20 protein-coding genes and 3 pseudogenes are annotated in these 17,352 nt (G+C 54.1%); 9 read left to right on the top strand and 14 right to left on the bottom strand.

What is annotated here, in order from left to right:
• Positions 1–14 precede the first annotated feature (14 nt).
• A pseudogene (locus J3Q04_RS09210) lies at positions 15–146 on the top strand (metal ABC transporter ATP-binding protein); the annotation flags it as partial.
• Between the two features lie 16 nt (positions 147–162).
• On the opposite strand, the gene J3Q04_RS09205 reads toward J3Q04_RS09210, so the two are convergent.
• Positions 163–651 (bottom strand): anti-virulence regulator CigR family protein, encoded by a 489-nt coding sequence (locus tag J3Q04_RS09205; RefSeq protein ID WP_434606717.1) that lies wholly within the window; start codon positions 649–651, stop codon positions 163–165.
• Positions 652–780: 129 nt separating this feature from the next.
• Between J3Q04_RS09205 and J3Q04_RS09200 the strand changes: the two genes are divergently transcribed.
• The gene (locus J3Q04_RS09200; RefSeq protein ID WP_434606719.1) at positions 781–1,974 is read left to right on the top strand and encodes an MFS transporter; all 1,194 of its coding nucleotides are present in this window, start codon (positions 781–783) and stop codon (positions 1,972–1,974) included.
• A gap of 250 nt (positions 1,975–2,224) precedes the next feature.
• The gene (locus tag J3Q04_RS09195) at positions 2,225–2,431 is read left to right on the top strand and encodes a hypothetical protein (protein ID WP_420765768.1); all 207 of its coding nucleotides are present in this window, start codon (positions 2,225–2,227) and stop codon (positions 2,429–2,431) included.
• A 48-nt stretch (positions 2,432–2,479) separates the two neighbouring features.
• Here J3Q04_RS09195 and J3Q04_RS09190 read toward each other — a convergent pair whose 3' ends face one another.
• Both J3Q04_RS09190 and J3Q04_RS09185 read right to left on the bottom strand, forming a co-directional pair.
• Positions 2,480–2,788, bottom strand: coding sequence for an AzlD family protein (locus tag J3Q04_RS09190; protein ID WP_186707518.1), 309 nt, complete (start codon positions 2,786–2,788; stop codon positions 2,480–2,482).
• Positions 2,785–3,495 (bottom strand): AzlC family ABC transporter permease, encoded by a 711-nt coding sequence (locus tag J3Q04_RS09185; protein WP_420765767.1) that lies wholly within the window; start codon positions 3,493–3,495, stop codon positions 2,785–2,787. The genes J3Q04_RS09190 and J3Q04_RS09185 overlap by 4 nt, the downstream gene beginning before the upstream one ends.
• 304 nt (positions 3,496–3,799) lie before the next feature.
• Here J3Q04_RS09185 and J3Q04_RS09180 point away from each other — a divergent pair, with 304 nt between their 5' ends.
• The gene (locus J3Q04_RS09180) at positions 3,800–4,228 is read left to right on the top strand and encodes a DUF2628 domain-containing protein (RefSeq protein WP_420765766.1); all 429 of its coding nucleotides are present in this window, start codon (positions 3,800–3,802) and stop codon (positions 4,226–4,228) included.
• Positions 4,229–4,389: 161 nt separating this feature from the next.
• Entirely contained in the window at positions 4,390–4,566 is a 177-nt protein-coding gene (locus tag J3Q04_RS09175; protein ID WP_434606722.1) for a DUF3606 domain-containing protein, read from the top strand.
• A gap of 75 nt (positions 4,567–4,641) precedes the next feature.
• On the opposite strand, the pseudogene J3Q04_RS09170 reads toward J3Q04_RS09175, so the two are convergent.
• The 3 genes and pseudogenes from J3Q04_RS09170 to J3Q04_RS09160 all read right to left on the bottom strand — a co-directional run.
• A pseudogene (locus tag J3Q04_RS09170) lies at positions 4,642–4,770 on the bottom strand (chlorhexidine efflux transporter); the annotation flags it as partial.
• A gap of 43 nt (positions 4,771–4,813) precedes the next feature.
• Positions 4,814–5,425, bottom strand: a complete 612-nt coding sequence (locus J3Q04_RS09165; RefSeq protein ID WP_434606724.1) for a hypothetical protein — start codon at positions 5,423–5,425, stop codon at positions 4,814–4,816.
• A gap of 391 nt (positions 5,426–5,816) precedes the next feature.
• On the bottom strand, positions 5,817–6,377 hold the full coding sequence (locus J3Q04_RS09160) for a TetR/AcrR family transcriptional regulator (protein ID WP_434559731.1): 561 nt from the start codon (positions 6,375–6,377) through the stop codon (positions 5,817–5,819).
• A gap of 126 nt (positions 6,378–6,503) precedes the next feature.
• Here J3Q04_RS09160 and J3Q04_RS09155 point away from each other — a divergent pair, with 126 nt between their 5' ends.
• Positions 6,504–7,148: a DJ-1/PfpI family protein gene (locus J3Q04_RS09155; RefSeq protein ID WP_434606726.1), complete on the top strand. Its 645-nt coding sequence runs from the start codon at positions 6,504–6,506 to the stop codon at positions 7,146–7,148.
• A gap of 24 nt (positions 7,149–7,172) precedes the next feature.
• The gene (locus J3Q04_RS09150) at positions 7,173–7,697 is read left to right on the top strand and encodes a DUF2867 domain-containing protein (RefSeq protein WP_434606728.1); all 525 of its coding nucleotides are present in this window, start codon (positions 7,173–7,175) and stop codon (positions 7,695–7,697) included.
• Between the two features lie 1,011 nt (positions 7,698–8,708).
• Here the strand turns inward: J3Q04_RS09150 and J3Q04_RS09145 are convergent.
• A pseudogene (locus J3Q04_RS09145) lies at positions 8,709–9,125 on the bottom strand (PACE efflux transporter); the annotation flags it as partial.
• A gap of 107 nt (positions 9,126–9,232) precedes the next feature.
• Between J3Q04_RS09145 and J3Q04_RS09140 the strand changes: the two are divergent.
• The gene (locus J3Q04_RS09140; protein ID WP_434606731.1) at positions 9,233–10,117 is read left to right on the top strand and encodes a LysR substrate-binding domain-containing protein; all 885 of its coding nucleotides are present in this window, start codon (positions 9,233–9,235) and stop codon (positions 10,115–10,117) included.
• Between the two features lie 124 nt (positions 10,118–10,241).
• On the opposite strand, the gene J3Q04_RS09135 is transcribed toward J3Q04_RS09140, so the two are convergent.
• From J3Q04_RS09135 to J3Q04_RS09110, 6 genes are all read right to left on the bottom strand, one after another.
• On the bottom strand, positions 10,242–10,445 hold the full coding sequence (locus tag J3Q04_RS09135) for a hypothetical protein (RefSeq protein ID WP_420765924.1): 204 nt from the start codon (positions 10,443–10,445) through the stop codon (positions 10,242–10,244).
• A 100-nt stretch (positions 10,446–10,545) separates the two neighbouring features.
• Positions 10,546–10,776: a hypothetical protein gene (locus J3Q04_RS09130; protein ID WP_420765760.1), complete on the bottom strand. Its 231-nt coding sequence runs from the start codon at positions 10,774–10,776 to the stop codon at positions 10,546–10,548.
• Between the two features lie 796 nt (positions 10,777–11,572).
• The gene (locus J3Q04_RS09125; RefSeq protein WP_434606733.1) at positions 11,573–12,178 is read right to left on the bottom strand and encodes a hypothetical protein; all 606 of its coding nucleotides are present in this window, start codon (positions 12,176–12,178) and stop codon (positions 11,573–11,575) included.
• A gap of 87 nt (positions 12,179–12,265) precedes the next feature.
• The gene (locus J3Q04_RS09120; protein WP_434606735.1) at positions 12,266–12,556 is read right to left on the bottom strand and encodes a winged helix-turn-helix transcriptional regulator; all 291 of its coding nucleotides are present in this window, start codon (positions 12,554–12,556) and stop codon (positions 12,266–12,268) included.
• Between the two features lie 780 nt (positions 12,557–13,336).
• On the bottom strand, positions 13,337–14,587 hold the full coding sequence (locus J3Q04_RS09115) for an MFS transporter (protein WP_420765757.1): 1,251 nt from the start codon (positions 14,585–14,587) through the stop codon (positions 13,337–13,339).
• Positions 14,584–15,870 carry a 3-keto-5-aminohexanoate cleavage protein gene (locus J3Q04_RS09110; protein ID WP_434606737.1) on the bottom strand — a complete coding sequence of 429 codons (1,287 nt, stop codon included), beginning with the start codon at positions 15,868–15,870 and terminating at the stop codon, positions 14,584–14,586. The genes J3Q04_RS09115 and J3Q04_RS09110 overlap by 4 nt, the downstream gene beginning before the upstream one ends.
• Positions 15,871–16,109: 239 nt before the next feature.
• On the opposite strand from J3Q04_RS09110, the gene J3Q04_RS09105 reads away from it, so the two are divergent.
• Positions 16,110–17,084 (top strand): LysR family transcriptional regulator, encoded by a 975-nt coding sequence (locus J3Q04_RS09105; protein WP_434559745.1) that lies wholly within the window; start codon positions 16,110–16,112, stop codon positions 17,082–17,084.
• 7 nt (positions 17,085–17,091) lie between these two features.
• On the opposite strand, the gene J3Q04_RS09100 is transcribed toward J3Q04_RS09105, so the two are convergent.
• Positions 17,092–17,316 (bottom strand): hypothetical protein, encoded by a 225-nt coding sequence (locus J3Q04_RS09100; protein ID WP_434606740.1) that lies wholly within the window; start codon positions 17,314–17,316, stop codon positions 17,092–17,094.
• Between the last annotated feature and the right edge of the window lie 36 nt (positions 17,317–17,352).

Genomic DNA, 17,352 nt, shown 5'->3' with positions numbered 1-17,352 from the left:
TCCCGCAGGGGGAAATGCGCTACCCGAGAACACCTGGAAAAAATGTGGAAGCGAGCCTGCTCGCGAAGGCGTCGGGTCAGCCAACCTCAATGCTGAATGACACACCGCTTTCGCGAGCAGGCTCGCTCCCACAGGTTTCATTTCCTAACTGGAAGCACCGGCTCAGTCGAACGCACCGTTGAGCACTTCATAAATGATGCCAGTGGCAATCGCCACCAGGATCAGGTCCGAGCCGACCTGCTGCCATTCATAACCGTCATAGTGCGGCAAGCGTCCCAACAGCCGGCCATCGAGCTTCTTCGCAATGCCGGGGGGCAACGGCTTGCCTCGGGCCAGGTTTTTCTGAATGCCCGGCGGCAATGCCGGGCCGGGGCTCCAATAATCGCGATAACCGCCAATCACACCCAGGATGCCGCCACGATCGATGCTGGGGCCGTTATGCCAATCGCCACCACCTTGGTTGCCCTTGTTCCCAGGATTCCCTTGCCGCCCCTTGTTGCCTTGCCCGCCCTTGCCTCCTTGCCCTTGACCGGGACCTTGATCAAATTGAGCGTTTCCCTTGCCGTTTCCCGGGTCCGCGACAACAATGCCAGGGCTGGCCGCCAGGGCGAAACAGGTCACTGCGGCAATCAACGAGCGCGATTTGAACATGGCAGTTCTCTCGAAGAAGGGACATCCCCTGTAAAGATATAGAGACTGACGGTGATATTAGTTCCATATCACGCTGCGCGTCGCTTGCCTGGACCGGACAACCCCTGAACACCGCAATCAAGGAGCTTCATGCGCAAGGATTACCTGGCTTTTTTCGTCTCGATGTTCCTCTCGCGGTTGGCCGATCAGATCTTGCTGTTCATCGTCCCGCTGATTGTCTTCCAGACCACCAACAGCGTCTCCTGGGCGGGCCTGGCGTTCTTTGTCGAATCCTTGCCACGCTACCTGGCGTTCCCGATCTGCGGCGCGCTGTGCGACAAGTTTCCGCCGATTCGCATCCTGCACATCAGCCAGGTCTATCGCGCCGCAGCCTGCGGCGTCGCAGTCTTGCTCTATGGCGTCTTTGGCGGTGTCTATTGGATCGTGGCCCTGTCGGCCCTCTGTGGCGTGTTGACTACCCAAGGCATCATGGCCCGCGAAGTGGTCATGCCTTACATCTTCAAGCACTACACCTACACCAAGACGCTGTCCTATTCGCAAATCGCCGACCAGACCGGCTTGGTACTGGGCCCGCTGGTCGCAGCGCTGCTGCTTGAAGTGTGGGCGTGGCACTGGGTGCTGCTGGCGATCGCCGGACTGTTCCTGCTGGCAGACCTGGCCATGTTGTACTGGCAACGCACCAGCTCGGTCACCCTTGAGTCCTTCGAGCAACACCACGACCTCTGGTTGAACCCGTTGCGCATTGCCCTGGGTCACATCCGCAACTTGGCGGAACTGAAAAAAGTCATCAGCCTGGCGGTGGGCGTCAACCTGATCATCGGCGTCACCCTCGCCACGTCGGCGGCCATGGTCATCGGCCACTATGGCGCCGGAAAAGATGATTACGCCGGGCTGCAGGCGGCCGGTGCCGTGACCACCATCGTCATCCTGTTTCTCCTGGCCCGGGTCACCTTGCCTTTGAAACTTCTCGGCGCCCTCTCCTACACGCTGATTGCCCTCGGCGCTTTCATCACCGCGCTCAGCCCGAACATCTGGGGCTACGTCGTCGGTTTCCTGCTGATCGTCGGTTTCGACAAGATGTTCAACGTGTACATGCGCAGCATCCGTCAGCAGGTCATTCCCCCACAGGACTTTGGCAAGACCGTCGGCGTGATTACGCTGCTCAACAACCTGTCGCAACCGTTCGCGGGCTTGCTCGTCGCGGTGTTGGCGGCACCGGTTGGGACGCAGGAGGTGATTGTGCTGCTGGCGGTGGTCACCAGCCTGATCGGCGTCGGTGTGGTCGTGATGAACAGGCAATCAGCACAGGGGACAAGCGTCTAGCGCACCGATTCAGATTAACCCCGCCGGAGCCTCGGCTTGTATTATCAGTGACTTATTCTTGAGGCATGGTTGCATCGTTGCCAGCGTCGATGCGCGTCTACCCACCATTCGTCACCTGTTAAATGTTGGAATCTACAGGCGGCCATGTCTGGCTCAGGGTTTGCACTGGCCTGTCTCAGCAGCCAAGAACGACATGATTCTGACGCGGCAGCACATTTATCAATGCTTGGTCAGCAAACGGAGATGTACCGTGTCAACTCTCAACGAAATCGCAGCGAACCACGCGAGAATGGCAAAGTTAAAGGAAGAGGAGTCGATGCGGTTGAGTGCGCTTCAGGGACAGGTGGTGGGAAGTTTTGAAATTCCGCCCATCGAGGCGCCACAGGAGATGTCGCTGCACTTCATGACGGGTATACAGGATCACTCGTTCGGGGAGGCGGCTGCGCTGAGTTTTTGACTGTTGACAGGGCGCCGTCACCCGTTTGTAAGCGGGCGACTCGGCCGTTCAAAACTGTCTGGCTAAAGCCGCTGCAAGTATGCCGGCCGCAATTGCCGGCAGCGGTTTTTTCAGCGTCAGCATGACGATTGCGGTGGCCAGCAAAGCCAGGCGTGCGCCGTTGTCACCTTTAACCGCCAGCGGAGCCAGCACGGCCACCAACACCGAGCCGGACATGGCCGTGATGAACTGCTGCACCCGATAGTTGATCGGCACGAACGACATCACGAAAACACCGCCCCACCGAGTGGCCAAGGTTACTGCGGCCATGATCAAGATGACAAGCAAGGTGCCATAACCCGCCGTTTCAATGTTCATTGTTGTTTCTCCATCCACACTGCGCCCAGAACGCCCCCCGCCAGAGCACCCACCACGACATGGCTGTTAGCCGGCAAATACCAGTAGGCCAATAGCGATGAGCATGCCGCCACGGTCCAGATGATGAACATGCGCAGGTTCTTCTTCCCACCCACGACCATCGCCAACAAGAAACAGCCCATCACCATATCGAGCCCGAAACTGACCGGGTTCTCGATGACGCTGCCAAAATGAAGTCCCAGCCAACTTCCCAGGATCCAAGTGATCCAGAGTGCAATGCCGCCACCGAATAAAATCCCCAGTCCCGGCTTGCCCCGGTTGAACGCCTGCATCGCCATGGCCCAGTTGGCGTCCGAAACAACCAACATGACACCGTATCGTTTGGCAACGGGTAGCTCCCGTAACCACGGATAAAGCGTCGCGCCCATCAACAAATGCCGGGCGTTGATGGCGAAGACAGTGATCATCAGCGGAACGACCGGCACCTGCTGGCCCCACAGATCCAGCGCGGCAAATTGAGAAGCGCCGGCAAAAACCAGCGTGCTCATGAGCACGGCTGACGTGTCACTCAGGCCCGTTTGTGCAGCCGCCAGGCCGAAAGCAACACCGAACACGACGACAAAAAGAGAGATGGGGATCAGTTGCTTGAAACCGTCGTAAACTTGCTTCAGCGTCAGCTCATATAGATGGGATTGATCGTTCGACAAAACATCGCCTCTTCTGGTTTTCCACGGTGTAAAACTGGGAGTATGAGGCTGATTCTCTATGCCGAGAACTTTTTAGCGGGCAATCCAGCAAATCAATAGAGTGAAGCCCGTCACAGACCAGGCGACCGCACAAGCGGCCAGTGCGGAATGTTCCACACCTCCAGCCTTAAAGCGGCAAAATGGGCGCCTCTGAAGATTCACGTGCGTTTTCGACAAATAGACCAAAGCAGCCAATGTTCTAAACCAGAGCACAGGATTTCTTGGAAGAAAGAAAATTTAATTATGGAAAACAGGAACCTTGAAAATGAGCACGACTGAACAAGTACAAAGCACTGGTAAATACAGCACCAAGTGGCAGGAACGCTTCGACTTCTTTAACACCTACGGTGCGCCAAGCGACCCGCGCTACAAGGAAGCCTTCAAGGCGCTGCCTGGCTTCAAGAAAAAAATACTGATCAATGCAAACGTGATCGCATTTTTCTTCGGCCCTATCTACCTGTTCGTCCTGGGCCTCTGGAAGAAGAACCTGGCCCTGCTGGGTATTTTCCTGGCGATCAACATCGCCTTGAGCGTCATTTTCGCCATCATTGGGATGGAGTTTCCGCGGCCGTTGAGCACGGGTCTGAGCATCGCCATGTCGATGATGTATGCGCTGATGACCAACTACGCGTACTACCTCAAGGAAGTGAAAGGCGAGCAAGGCTGGAACCCGTTCAAAGGCATGCGTCTCTGAATGCAGGCTTGGGTCTCAAGAGCCCGCACCTCGTTATGAGTGTGCGGGCTCTTTGTTTCCGAGTCGTGGAAATTTGGGCAATTTTATTGCGCAGATAGCGCCTCCCAATTGTCTACCCCATGTCGCCTGGCGATACCAGGCCTTACATAGGGAACTCGACAATGGCAGATGACCTGAGCAACCGCGGGCCGCAGGACAGGAACCGCATCAACATTACCGAAGCTTGGGAGTTGAAGTACTGGGCGAATGAGTTCGGGGTGACTGAAGAAGTACTCAAGGCAGCGGTGAAGGCTGCTGGGCCGATGGTGGCCGATGTTCGCGAACAACTTAAAAAATGATGCATTGGCCCTACGGTGCTCCGTAGGGCATGCGTTGGCTACATATTGAGTCTGGTTAACACGAGTCACTTTAAACCACAGGCTGATGCCCAACCATGCGCCAATCACCGGCGTGAGGATCAGCGTCAAGCCGCCTTCAAATCCAAGGGAATGCAGCAACCGCCGCTGCCAGTTGCGATGGCGGCTGGGTTGGCGGCGCTCCCACTCCGGACTACCTCTCCTACAGAAAACCGAGACCGAACGAAACTCAATCGGTGGCCTTATCAACGGCCAAAGCAACCAACGCAAACGGCAACAGGGCGATGACGAACACAGTCATCCCGACGGCCCCGTAGGCATCGTGGATCTTATCGCCCAGGCTTCGTTTCAAGGGAGCGGCGACGGTGTCCACGGACACGATCAGGGCATAACGATAGGTTTGGGATTGATCATACCGGTCAACATTGCATTGCGTGGTGCTCAAGCTGACATAACGATCACCCATCACTGGCGTACGGTCTTCGTGACTGGCAAGGAGCTGCTTCAACTGTGCGACCTGTACCTCAAATTCAGCCTCACATTCAGGCTGACTGACAAAAGCACGACTCGCCTTCGTAATGAGATCTGGGCGAATCTGATGATCGAGGAAGACCTCGTAGGTATCGCCTTGCTCATCGACGCGCTTGTAAATCTTGGAGCCCGTGAGCGACTCGCCTCCGGTAGCGGAAAGCGCCTTGAACTCATCGCTGGAAAGCGGCTGACCCAAGGTATAACCGTAAATCTGGGGCGCTTTAAACGGTTCCTTTACAGGTTGTGAGGCGCACCCGGCAGATGACGCAATAATCGAAAGACTCAGTGCGGTACAGAGCGTCCTGTTCATGTCTCTTCCTTGAGTTGCGTGGGTGATCCGGGTTCCGGCGTGAAAGATTATCGGAAATAGACAGCGACCGCCGCTATTGAAGGCTTTTTTCATACGCGCTGGCGTAGAAAGCAGAAACCGCAAGAACGATCAAATGTTCTCCCCATGCATTTGATAACGTCGCTTCAGCATTCATGGAGATCGTCATGCTGAGTATCGAGAGGGCCCGGTGGTGCATCGAGTCGGAGCTGGGATCCCAAAGACCAGGTAGCGGCCATTCGTGTAGTTGTACGGCATTAACGGTCCTCATTCCGAATAGACATCGGAACACATGGCTTGCCCATTCAAACGGCCCATTCATGGCCCTTTTACACGACGCTATCAGATCACGGACGTCCCTTGTTTATGCTTCTCACGACCTGGATCGCCACGGTGGGAGAGCCCCTTCGAAAAGTGAAAAAGCTCGATGCACGAAACGGTTGAAACGAGCGGCATCACGCCGCAGCCCCGCCTGTTGCCCCCCAATCAGGCACAGGTGGGCCACCTGCCCCATCACTTCTGCTTCGCCTGGCCTATGGGCCAAGCGACGACACGTCCGTATCGCGAAGTCCAATCGTCGTGTGTCTACACGCTGCTGAAACTCGGCCACCAACGGATCGTGCAGCGACCAGGCTCGGATGGAGACTTCCCGCCCAGGTTGTTTCTCAGCGGCAATATTCAAATAGCGTTTCAAGATTTCGCCCGCGCTACGACCCTGGGCCGCAAAAGCGAGCATGCGCTCCGTGTAGTCTTCTTCCCAAGCGGCCAGCAAGGTGCGGACAAAATCATCGCGATTGCGGAAATGGTGATAGAACGATCCGCGGGTCACATTCAAGCGGCGCGATAGACTCTCGGCTGACACGCCAATATGCCCTGTCTGATCGAGGGCCTCGAAACCTGCCGCGATCCAATGGTGACGCGTTAGTTTTTCCATTCGTTATTTCACTCCCTATTTAGCACCATACAGACTGTGTATGGCGCGCAACCGATAGATACCCTGCGAACACCAGCAAAGATGGCCGTTGCGTTTTGCACGCCAGCACTTTTCATGGAGCTCGCCTTGAAGAAAATCGTCCTGGTTGCTTTCGACCAATTCACCGATATCGACCTATTCCTGATGTGGGACATCTTAGGCCGCAACACCGAGGACTGGCACGTCCGAATATTGGGTTCCAGCCCTGTCGTACGATCGGCGCATGGCCTGCCTGTTTCGGTGCACGGTCCGCTTTCCGAGGCCAATAGTGCCGACGCGGTATTGTTCGCCAGCGGCAAGGAAGGAATACCCGCCGCACTGGCCTCCCCGGATTTCCTACCGTCGTTTGAACTTGACCCGAAACGCCAGCGAATCGGCTCCATCTGCGCCGGCGCTTTCATTCTCCAACGGCTTGGGCTGCTCAGCGGCCGAGCAACGACACACCCGGATGCACGATCGGGCTTGCAAGCCCTTGGGCTTGAGCCCGTGGACCAGCCTCTTGTATGCCAGGGCAACGTCGCAACCGCTGGCGGATGCCTTTCGGCGCTCTATCTGGTGGGATGGTTGGTTGAGTCCTGGTTCGATGCCGACAAGCGCCGCGCGACGCTGCTCCCTGTCCTGCCCGCCGGGCAGCAGGCGCTGTATGATGCGCTGATCGGGCTCAGTATCCGACAAGGAGAAGTGGCCGCCTCCCAACAAGAAACGCGACAAGGCATGTCATCTAATTGGTAGTTAGCACTCAGGAAGAGATCTCCGATGCCCCGAAAATTTGAGCTCATTATGTCCGTGCCCGTCCCCTCGAGGTCAGGCGTCACCCACCTTTACAAGTCGACGAACCTGGCGGACGCTTTTGCGATTCGCCTCCCTGCGGGCACATCCAGCGATCCAGAGGTGCTCGCCCGATTCATCCTTTCCCACCAGCCATCCTGGATCGGATGGCTCATGAAAGTCCGAGACACTGTCGTTGCCCGTTTTGGGCTCAAGACAGCGAGGCATTTGGCAACACTTGCTCATCGGATTCAAATCTTCAAGGTCTACAGCACCGACCAGACTGAAATCGTGCTGGGAGAGGACGACAAGCACCTCGACTTCCGGATATCGATCCTGTGCTCTGGAGAGGTAGAGCAGGAAGGTAGTCGCCAACTGGTTTTCTCAACCGTGGTCCAGTGTCACAACCGTCTGGGCCGGGCCTATATCTTCGTGATTGCGCCATTTCATCGCTTGGTTGTTAAGGCGAGCCTGCGCCGCGCAGCGCGCATTGGTTGGCCTTTGGCTGCCTGAGCCGCGACACCACAAACCCCGTGGCGAGGGAGCTTGCTCCCGCTAAGTGGCGAAGCCGCCCCCAAAAAGGGACGGCGAAAGACTAGGAACAGACCAGGGTTTTGAGCTAAGAAATTGGCAAAGGGGATTCATACGGCGCGAATGCCAGGATCATGTATCGGTCTTCGTAAAGCTCGCCCTGTACGTAGACTAAAGCGGCATCCAACTGCGGCCGCTTTATGTCGCATTTTCTTTAGGCTTGCCGATCGGAAGCCCTGAACTTTTGGGGTGGTAGAGCGATATGAATATGGCGAAGTTGGCCGGATCGAGCCGCTGCCGGCTCGTGATATGGCTGATCACACCCCATGTAACTGGGAAGTGTCTGACCTTTGCTAACCATGCAGACGGTAAAAACTTTAATTATCCGGTCTTAGTGCAAAAGGATGGGCTGCGAGTGCCAACTCGATATCAGCCCGCAATTCAGGATGGATTTCGACTCGAATAACCACTATCCGACTTGATCGATCAGACGCTGTGTGTTGCGGGTCGCCAGGGGGGCCTGATTAGCGCCCTTGAGGACATTTTCAGAAATCTCCTACATCGCAGTTTTACAGCAGCGGCAAAAAATCCGTCCCCTTTTCCCTTCCTCGTCGGCCATTGGTGCGCCCTCTCGCTCATTGATATGGGGTTGGGCAGACCATGGCGCTGGCACTTCAATCAGAACGCGGTTCGTCCCCCTGCACATCCCCCAATCTCACCTCGCGTATACCGCCGTCTGCAATGAACCGAACCACGACACCCTCTCCCCGCGTCAAGGCAAGAACATGATCGATCAACTCGCCTTGGCTGTCCGCTTGGCGGATCGGTTTGTAGCCATGGGATTTATAAAGTGTCCAACGGTCGTTCTCGAACTCGATCCTGTACACATCCACTGCCGAGCACTCCGATTGTGCGTTTTTCGGTAGATGCGCGACAGTGCTGGGGTGTTCCGGCCATGTGCTGAGCGGACTGCGCCGTAGATCCCTGATCTGACTGCGCCGAAAGTGGCACATCGAACACTCGATCAAATATCAACTGAAAACCCAGCGAATAAAAAAAGAAAAACACAAATAATCCAAGATTCGTCACCAGCGCCAACCACAGGCCAATACCCAACCAGGCTCCAATTACCGGCGTCAGAATCAGGGTCAAGCCGCCCTCGAACCCAAGGGAATGAAGCAGTCGGCGCCGCCAGTTGCGATGGCGGTTGGGTTGACGACGCTCCCACCATTCGAACAGGCCGTTGAAAAGCATGTTCCAGCCCAGCGCAACGCCGGAAATCACCAAGGACAGCAGGGTTGAATAGCCCATTCCCTGCTCATAGATAAGCGCGAGGGATGGCGCGACGAAAAGCACACCACCGGCCTCGTAGAGCACGGCCTGAAGAATTTTGCGAGAGGCGCCTTGCATCGATTGTCTCCACGAATGGCGGAAGGGAACCACAGCCTGGCAAGTTGAGCGCCGGCCCACAATTGAGCTAAATTGAGCCTCGCTCAACCTGAGTAACTTCCCCGCCCATGTTCGCCAAACTGCCCCTTACCGCCTTGCGCGGCTTCGAATCCGCCGCACGGCTGGGCAGCTTCAAGGCGGCGGCCCAGGAACTGAACGTCAGCCCGGCGGCGATCTCCCATCAGGTCAAAAGCCTTGAAGCGTTTCTCGGCGTGCGACTGTTCGAGCGCTCCAGTCAAAATGTGCGCCTGAGCGCGGACGGCGAACGCCTCCAGCCCTACATGCACCGCGCGCTGCTCGATATCCAACATGGCCTGCAAACGCTATCGCCATCATGTACCGCACAATCGCTGGTGGTGAGCACAACGCCAGCGTTCGCCAGCCTGTGGCTGATACCTCGGCTCGGAGATTTTCATCGAAGACATCCTGAGATCGACCTCAGGCTGCACAGCAGCAACGACGTGATCGACCTGCGACGTGACGCCAGCATCGACCTGGCGATCCGCGCCCTCTTCACCTCGGATCCTCAACTGCTCGAGCAAACTCTACTGGAAGAATATTTCGGCGTGTATTGCCACCCCGACTGGCAACCACCCGCAGCGGGCTCGCCCATCGAACTGATTGACGTCCCCTGGCTGAGCAGCACAAAGGTCACGGTGGACTGGGCGGCATGGTGCGCCAAGTCCGGCACCCTGGGTTGGCTGCAAAACGCGCGCCTGCGCCGCTATGACGAGGAACAGCACGCTCTGCAGGCAGCGGTCGCCGGGCATGGGCTGGTGCTTGCCAGTAATGTGCTGGTTGCGGAAGCGGTTGCACGCGGGCAACTGGTTGGTTATCAGCCTGAGATTCGCTTGGCGGGTGCGCGATATACGGTGGTGTGCGTACCGGGGCGGGAGCGGCAGGTTGAGGTGAGGGCTTTCAGTGAGTGGGTGTTGGGGCAGGATGTTGATTGAGTCGGAACGCACGAAGAAAGGAGCTATTGGCGGGTAAAGCCTGAACCAATGGGCGGACGAGGTGTTTGAACGAGCGACTCACGCCTGACGATAAAACAAAATAGCCCGGCATCACATCAGGCCTTCAATGGAGCACTCTACGGCTTTCCCCGATTCTTATACGATCAAGGGCGCGGTTTAACGCATCCAGAGCCTTTAACAGCGCCTGTGCTTCAGCTTCCCGGCCATCTCCCCACAAGCGCTCAGCCATCTTGTTGAGCGCCTGGATAGATCGCTCGATTTCGGCAGCGCTTGCTGTCGTTTTGTTATCTGGCTGTTTCTTTGGCATGTTCATGGACGCTTCTTTCAGGGTGGTTCGAGGCCTTTTGCGTTGCGGCCTATACCACCTGCTAGCCGAAAGCGCGCATAAGCATCGAAGAGCGCGCCACTCAAGCCCAGATGGCCGTCTCTGTGTTGATCTCGGCGACAGAAGTAGCATTAAACTGCCGCTGACGGTGAAGGTCATCGCGCATTTTAGAATAATCGAACTTCTTGTTCTCCAACTCTTTGAGCACAAGACTTGAAATTTTGTAGGTGCCGCAGTCACCGCAGTCGACAAGCTCTCCACTTTGATCCGCTTCGGACCGCTTCGCTTCCATCGCGCACAGATAGCACTTCATGACTGATCTCCTGTTCATTGATGTTTAGGAGATCGTCTCGTAATGGCGGAAGTTTCAACTGGCTGACCTTCGCTCAGTGACTACGCCAAATCAATCGTCCACCTGTCAGATGATAAAAACCCGGCTCTGTGGCCGGGTTCCATGGAATCATCAGCATCCGCTGTAGCTTACTTCGCACCGCCGTTGCCACGATTCGTCTGGGCATCCTGGTCGGATCCGGGGTTCCCAGGCGGGGGATTCCAATCCTCTGGCCTCTCGCCAGTGCCCTGCTTTGGCTCAGACTCAGCCTGATCAAGACCAGATCCATGTCCTTTGCCTGTATCAGGCGCTTCCTCACTTGGCCCTGGGTATGGCGCTTCCGGACCGTTATTGTCAATCACCATAATCTCTCTCCTGTCTGCAGCGCAGTTCTGCGCATACATTTGAGAGGGCTTGCTTGGGCAGGAAGTGCTATGTCTGCGACGAGCGGATGAGCGATCAGGCCAGGACACCTCCGCTCAACTTCTTTCTGTTGCTCGCCAAGCGGCATGCCTTGGGCCCGCATCCTGCAAGAGGTCGTTCGGAAAAGGGGAAGGCTCGATATAGGAGACTGTTGAGGCAAGCGGCATTACGCCGCAGCCCTGCCTGCTGTCCTAATAAACGCTCTATGATGCCTTGACCGGGCTCAGTATCCGCCAAGGACAACCCATCCCCGTGGCGAGGGAGCCTGTTTCCGCTGGGGCGTATTCATACTCTTCCTTGAACTAGCCAAAAACGGCTTCAGCGCAGCTAAATAAATCGGCCCACGTTCCCGTATTCAGCACGTGAAAAATACATTACACCGGCTACACCACCCTTCAGCTGCGCTCCGGTTCATTGGAAAACGCAAGAGAGGATGACTCGTATCGGCAACCGTCAGGATTAGCGAGAACTTTATGTATCTGCGCCGAATTTCGTCGGCTGGAACGCTCATGCCTGCCCCATCGACTATTTGAAGAACTCCGCCTGTCACCCTGCTGTCGATCCGTTGCCACTCAAAATGCCAGCCCGTCACCCACATGAAGTCTCGAATTTGATAATCGCCGGCGGCGCTTTGGCATTGAGCGAGTTTTTTGTTAGAGACGTCAAAGACGAAAAACAGGGGGCTGGGATAGCCGAGCAGCTGAGTATCGTCCAGGCTCAAGCCTTCTTTTAAATTGATGGATGCTACAAGTGCTTTTGCTCGTCTCTTGCGCCGTATCAGATACCCTGTGGCGAGGAAAAAAATAGAAAAAGAAGCCAGCAAGAGCTGACGGCCTTCGACTGTAAGCTTATCGGGCGAAAACCGTATCATGCCCCACAAGAGTCCTATCGTCGTAAGCCCGGACACCCAAGCGGCGGGGATCACTATCCTGCGGAATATGGCTATTTGCCGTCTGCTCATTCGTTAGTCGCCGGAAAAATACATCCACCCCTACGCAATAGCGTCTTCACCTCTTCGATCGCCTGTACGGGATTTAGGCTCAACTGTTCAAAAAGCCTGGAGCCCGGGCGCACGTACGATTGCGAATAGTGCTTGGCGCTCCACATGACGATGTTGAGCAGGATTGGAATAAGGGTCGATGCCCTTCTCGGTCAATTCATAAAAGTCCTTGCGTCGGTCATCGGGATTGGGCGCCTTCGAGAGAATTCCCTCCTCCTTGAGGAAGGCAAGGCGAGAAGCCAGGACATTGGTCGCGATTCCCTCCTCCGATTTTAGGAATTGGCCGTAGGTCTTTTTCCCAGTGAAGACGATGTCGCGGATGATCCCCGGCCAACTCACATGTCGTCAAGGCGTTCAATACCCTGTTCGGCCACGTCCTTGCGAAGAATGAACGTCTGGACGCGTTTATCGCGACGGACGATGCGAACCCCAAGGCGCTCGTTTCAGCCCTTCTCACGAGCCTCGGCCTGCGTCCGTTGGATGTCGGTGGCTTGCAAGTGGCCCAGTCGCTGGAGTGGCTTGGACTGATGATGATCGGCTTGGCAAAGAACGGTGCTGGAAGCTGGGATATCGCTATGAATGTGGATATTGGGGTCAGGTCGGCATCGGAACCAGCGGTTACATGGCGGCCATTCGCGCCATCAAGGCTCATGTCATAGATGATGAAGAAGCCTCAACTACCTGAGGTAGAGGAGCACTAATGATTAAGGAGGGGTCCAGGCTACGAATCCTGTTCTCGATATGGTAGGCCCCCCTCTCGGTGTAGCGTAAGAAACAGCGACCGCAAATAGAGCACTCAGAAATCTTGCATAGATTGTAGGGAAAGTAGAGCGGTGCAATCGGAGCATCCAACGACCAGTAATTAGTATTGCTCGGATGATACTCGATGAGTGTCATTTCTTCCTCGACGTCATACATGAGCGTACCAATATCGACTAATAACGTCTCCGGCAGGGAAATCAGAGGACTTTCCCACCCTACCAGTGCCTTTTTCGTGCAAATGCAGACATCACGAACGGAATGGGAGCGTTCTGCTAATGCATAAAGCTCTGAATGACTTAGATATTTGAGAGTATTCAAGCTCGACCCTTTCCTAGCAATGGTTCAAAAAGCCAACGGCTACTTATTACTCAGCGACGGTGATTTCGAGAGGCCAAATGTGCTCCAGGCTGTGCAAACCAGTGCGGTTAGAGTCATGATTATTAATACGCTCCACCCTGGCAGATAACTATGAGACAAGTCCTTCAGGAAACCCAATGCGGGTGGCATTATGACAATCGCAACTTGATTTATCGCCATGGCTAAACCTAATGCGAATCCAGTCTTATCCGGTGGTGCAGAATCAGCAACGTAGGCTACCCAAGGACCATACCAGCCAAAACCGAAGAATCCGAGCCAGCCGACTAATACGCTCAACATCCAGAAAGAACGCATAGGAGCCCAAGCGAGAATGATCAAGCCAAAAATAACTGCGAGCATACAGATCAACACAGGGAAATAGCGGCCCGATCTACAGCGATCACTCCATGCAGCCAAGATGATACGCCCCGCTATGCCCGCTCCCTGGGCAATCAACAGCAATGTGGCAGCGGCAGTGATGCTCAAATCGAGTAAATCATAAAGATAAAGTGCGGTGAATATCAAAATCCCATACTGGACCGAAATAAGGCTAACCCCCGAGAACATAATATTCTTCATCGCAGGATCGTTTAGCATGGATAATCTCGAAGCCAAAACTGCTTTTAATTGCTTTCCTTCAGCTTTCACCGGCGGGGGCTTGTTAGCATTGGCAGACCGATAAAAACTTAAAAAAGTCAGAGCTCCAAACAGCGCAACAAGTCCCCCCGCTAAAAAGGAGTACTGCCACCCCCAATGGGTGGCAATGTAGGGGAGTATCGCCGCTGAAAGCGCACCACCCAAAGGCAAGCCAGCCTGGCGGATACCCATAGCAAATCCTAACTGGCTTTTTGGAAACCAGCTAGAAACGGATTTGCTGCCGCCAGGTTGCGCGGTGCTGTAGCCAGCACCGACCACAATCAAAAACATAAGCAATGACAGGTAACTGCTAGCAAGCGTTGATGCGCAAAGTGCAACCGCAACGATTAACGTTCCCACACCTACAACTTTGCGCTCTTCAAATCTGTCCAACAACTCCCCAGCAACTAGCAAGCCGAGAATGGGGACTAACTGTGCAGCTGAGACCAATAATCCTATTTGCATCGTGGACAGGTTCCAATCCTGCTGGATGAAAATAGCAATAGCACCGATACCTTGTACAAAGAAACAGGCGCTCGCTTGGGCCACCGTGGCGATCAGAAGAATAACCCAGCGATAACTGGCTTTTGGGTGCACACCGTTTACATCAGTCATTGAAAAGCTCCGGCATTTTCTGGTACGCCGAGAGGCCTTTGACGTTGTGCTGTGAGATGTTCATCCCTGACAATATCGAGCCCCATACGGTTGATGATAACTTCTGGATTAAGCTCTGGCGCCACACCATTATAGCTCATCTCTTCAAGCACATACTCCATAAGCTGTCGGTTATCACACATATGCACCTCTCCCTCCGTGCCTACACCATAGGGTGTATCTTCCATGCCTACACGCAAGATATCTACGCCACTTCCGGGTTGGCAGGCGTACGTGGCAAGCCGTCTTAAAGCGCACATCTTGGTTCCTTTCCGCAGGCCAATATCCATCTCTTGGTAATGCAAATGAGCTTGCTGGGGAATAATCGCAGCGCCGACGGTGATAGTTATCTTACGCTTCTTAATATCCGGATTGGAAATATCAGACTCCAGACTCTTGGCCACCTCTATTATGTTGCAAAACTCTTCATATGATGACGGAAACGGAAGGCGGCTGGAAAAACCAAATAACAGAATTATATTTAGCTGACCAGAACTGCCCAGCTGAAGAGATGGGTGTTCAATGGCAAACCGAGTCATGCCGTAGCTCCGAGCAAGTTGTACCCATTCGACTTCATGGAACAGCCCTAGTTGCCGGCGAGCCGAAATCGCATTTTTATATACTTGGAATTGTATTGACGGTGAAGTACTACCGTAGTCAGCCCCCTTACTCGTGGAGTTTGTTTCCATGGTCGCCTGTACAACACGGGCAGACGGCACGTATTTTTTTATATCGTCAAGAAAAGCAGAGCTGTACATATATTCAAAGTCGAGTTTTTGCGTTTTCTTTTCCAACTCACATATGATCTGCAGTTCTATCGCGGCTTGGATGGTGACGAAATGAGCTCCGCCGAAATGTAAAGGCAAAGCACATTGGCTAACCCGTTCCCATTCCCCAAAAGCCCTGATGTTTTCTTGAACCTCTTTACCGTTGCGACTAGCCCCGAAGCTCAATAGAATGTCTTTGCAGGAGCGCTGTACATTTCGGCTCACCGCCTGATAGATATCATTATCGGTGGTTTGCTCCTGCGTGATCGGGTTTCGAGCATGATAGTGATAGTAACGGCACCCGAGATCATAAAGTTCGATTGCTTCGTTAACGATGGCGTCTTGGCCTCCCTTAATAGTCATGCCTGTACAAATAGAGTCGAGAAGCTGATCCCCAGTAAGATAATGGTTGCGAGGCGTAAATTTTGCGCCCGTGGATGCGCACCCTAAGATAAGAGTGTTCTGTGGATTATTCATATTACTTCCCTGTCAAATGGCCAGATACCCTCTAATCGACTGTGCCGGTAGGCTGACTAGTACCTTGTCAGTATCGGCGTCGGCTGGGCCTTGACGTTTTATCAGTTTGCCACTTTCGCACGTTGCGGATTAAGCAAGGTTCTTTGATAAAACCTCATGCCAGAGGGGTTTTTTTGACTTTCAGACCCTGGGTTGCGCATGTCATGATACGACCACCAAAAAATTGCGAGATCAGCAACATGACGGATTTTCGGACCTTAAAGGATTTTATTGTGCTGGCCCGCGTTCGAAGCTTTTCCCAAGCCTCGATACATTGCAATGTAACGACCTCTGGCTTGAGCCGTAGGATCACCGCTTTAGAGGAATGGTTAGGTGCTTCGTTGTTTGATCGTGCACGTCACCAGCTAGAGCTTACCGATGCGGGTGCCGAGTTCCATATCGCTGCTGTCGAAATTGTAGAGCTGTTAGAAAAAACGAGAAACTCGGTTATCCGTACCCAAGAGAAGTTCAGGCGGCAAATTTCTATTGTTGCGCCACATATCATGTCGAGAGCGTTTTTTCCGGCTTGGTTGCCGAGGGCGAGCAAGCAGTTAGAGGCCACTCGTTTTTCCATAGACTTCGCCAATCTTCCTGAATGTTTCAAGCAACTAACCAATCGCTCAGTGGATTTTGTCGTCGCTTTTGATGACAAACATAATGGCATTAACGAACATCTTAATAAAACATTACCACTAGGGGAACTCGAATGCTTGAAAATTGGCCGCGAGTGGCTAGTTCCTGTGAGTGCACCGAATTTGCTAGGAGAACCTCTAAATAGCATTGGTTCACCTAGAGGTGAAATCTCATATCTTCATTACCGCCAGGATTGCTCTTTAAGTTGGGCGCTTGAAAAAATGTTAAAAGTCGCTCCAAACTTACCAGCACTTCGTAAAATTCATGATAGCTCTCTGGCCGATGGTCTTCGTTCTATGGCGATAACCGGATTAGGCGTTGCATGGCTTCCTTTGGAGATCGTTCGGAACGATCTGGAAAGGAAAGATTTGGTTCGGGCGGGCACTGCCGATTTTGATATAGCGTTAGAAATTAATATTTATCGTCGCAAAGAAAAGCTTGGCGCGAATGCTGAGATCTTATGGGACAATCTAAGTAGCATGACAAATGATTCCAGATTTACCGTAGCGAGCCCCGGCACCTCGTACACTTCACTAAGCTAGCCAATTCCTATACGCCATTTATAAGATCAATCATCGCGCCATAAAAACGAAAAGCTGATCCACAGGTCATTAGCTGTGTCAGCACCAAGCCTATATGCGAAATGATTGCCCAGGCAAAAGCTACCGTCCCTGAAGAGCCGTTTTGAGCCTGAAGCGGCTCTTTGGTAGCTTCAGCTGCCGGCCCACCAGGGCGAGCGCCATCAGAGGTGCCAAAAACGAGTTCATAGGTCAAACCTGACTCGAGAAATGATGCTCGCCCATCCAAGAA

Source organism: Pseudomonas sp. D4-21 (genome assembly GCF_051132125.1).
Lineage (GTDB): Bacteria > Pseudomonadota > Gammaproteobacteria > Pseudomonadales > Pseudomonadaceae > Aquipseudomonas.
The sequence above is the reverse complement of the archived record's forward strand: the minus strand, read 5'-3'. Positions and strand labels throughout refer to the sequence as shown.

Excerpts from the sequence above, each read along its gene's own strand:
- J3Q04_RS09175 (WP_434606722.1), top strand. The coding sequence starts at position 4,390 with ATGGCAGATGACCTGAGCAACCGCGGGCCGCAGGACAGGAACCGCATC.
- J3Q04_RS09150 (WP_434606728.1), top strand. The coding sequence starts at position 7,173 with ATGCCCCGAAAATTTGAGCTCATTATGTCCGTGCCCGTCCCCTCGAGG.
- J3Q04_RS09110 (WP_434606737.1), bottom strand. The coding sequence starts at position 15,870 with ATGAATAATCCACAGAACACTCTTATCTTAGGGTGCGCATCCACGGGC.
- J3Q04_RS09130 (WP_420765760.1), bottom strand. The coding sequence starts at position 10,776 with ATGAAGTGCTATCTGTGCGCGATGGAAGCGAAGCGGTCCGAAGCGGAT.
- J3Q04_RS09115 (WP_420765757.1), bottom strand. The coding sequence starts at position 14,587 with ATGACTGATGTAAACGGTGTGCACCCAAAAGCCAGTTATCGCTGGGTT.
- J3Q04_RS09140 (WP_434606731.1), top strand. The coding sequence starts at position 9,233 with ATGTTCGCCAAACTGCCCCTTACCGCCTTGCGCGGCTTCGAATCCGCC.
- J3Q04_RS09205 (WP_434606717.1), bottom strand. The coding sequence starts at position 651 with ATGTTCAAATCGCGCTCGTTGATTGCCGCAGTGACCTGTTTCGCCCTG.
- J3Q04_RS09160 (WP_434559731.1), bottom strand. The coding sequence starts at position 6,377 with ATGGAAAAACTAACGCGTCACCATTGGATCGCGGCAGGTTTCGAGGCC.
- J3Q04_RS09200 (WP_434606719.1), top strand. The coding sequence starts at position 781 with ATGCGCAAGGATTACCTGGCTTTTTTCGTCTCGATGTTCCTCTCGCGG.
- J3Q04_RS09105 (WP_434559745.1), top strand. The coding sequence starts at position 16,110 with ATGACGGATTTTCGGACCTTAAAGGATTTTATTGTGCTGGCCCGCGTT.
- J3Q04_RS09125 (WP_434606733.1), bottom strand. The coding sequence starts at position 12,178 with ATGAGCAGACGGCAAATAGCCATATTCCGCAGGATAGTGATCCCCGCC.
- J3Q04_RS09135 (WP_420765924.1), bottom strand. The coding sequence starts at position 10,445 with ATGCCAAAGAAACAGCCAGATAACAAAACGACAGCAAGCGCTGCCGAA.
- J3Q04_RS09165 (WP_434606724.1), bottom strand. The coding sequence starts at position 5,425 with ATGAACAGGACGCTCTGTACCGCACTGAGTCTTTCGATTATTGCGTCA.
- J3Q04_RS09180 (WP_420765766.1), top strand. The coding sequence starts at position 3,800 with ATGAGCACGACTGAACAAGTACAAAGCACTGGTAAATACAGCACCAAG.
- J3Q04_RS09190 (WP_186707518.1), bottom strand. The coding sequence starts at position 2,788 with ATGAACATTGAAACGGCGGGTTATGGCACCTTGCTTGTCATCTTGATC.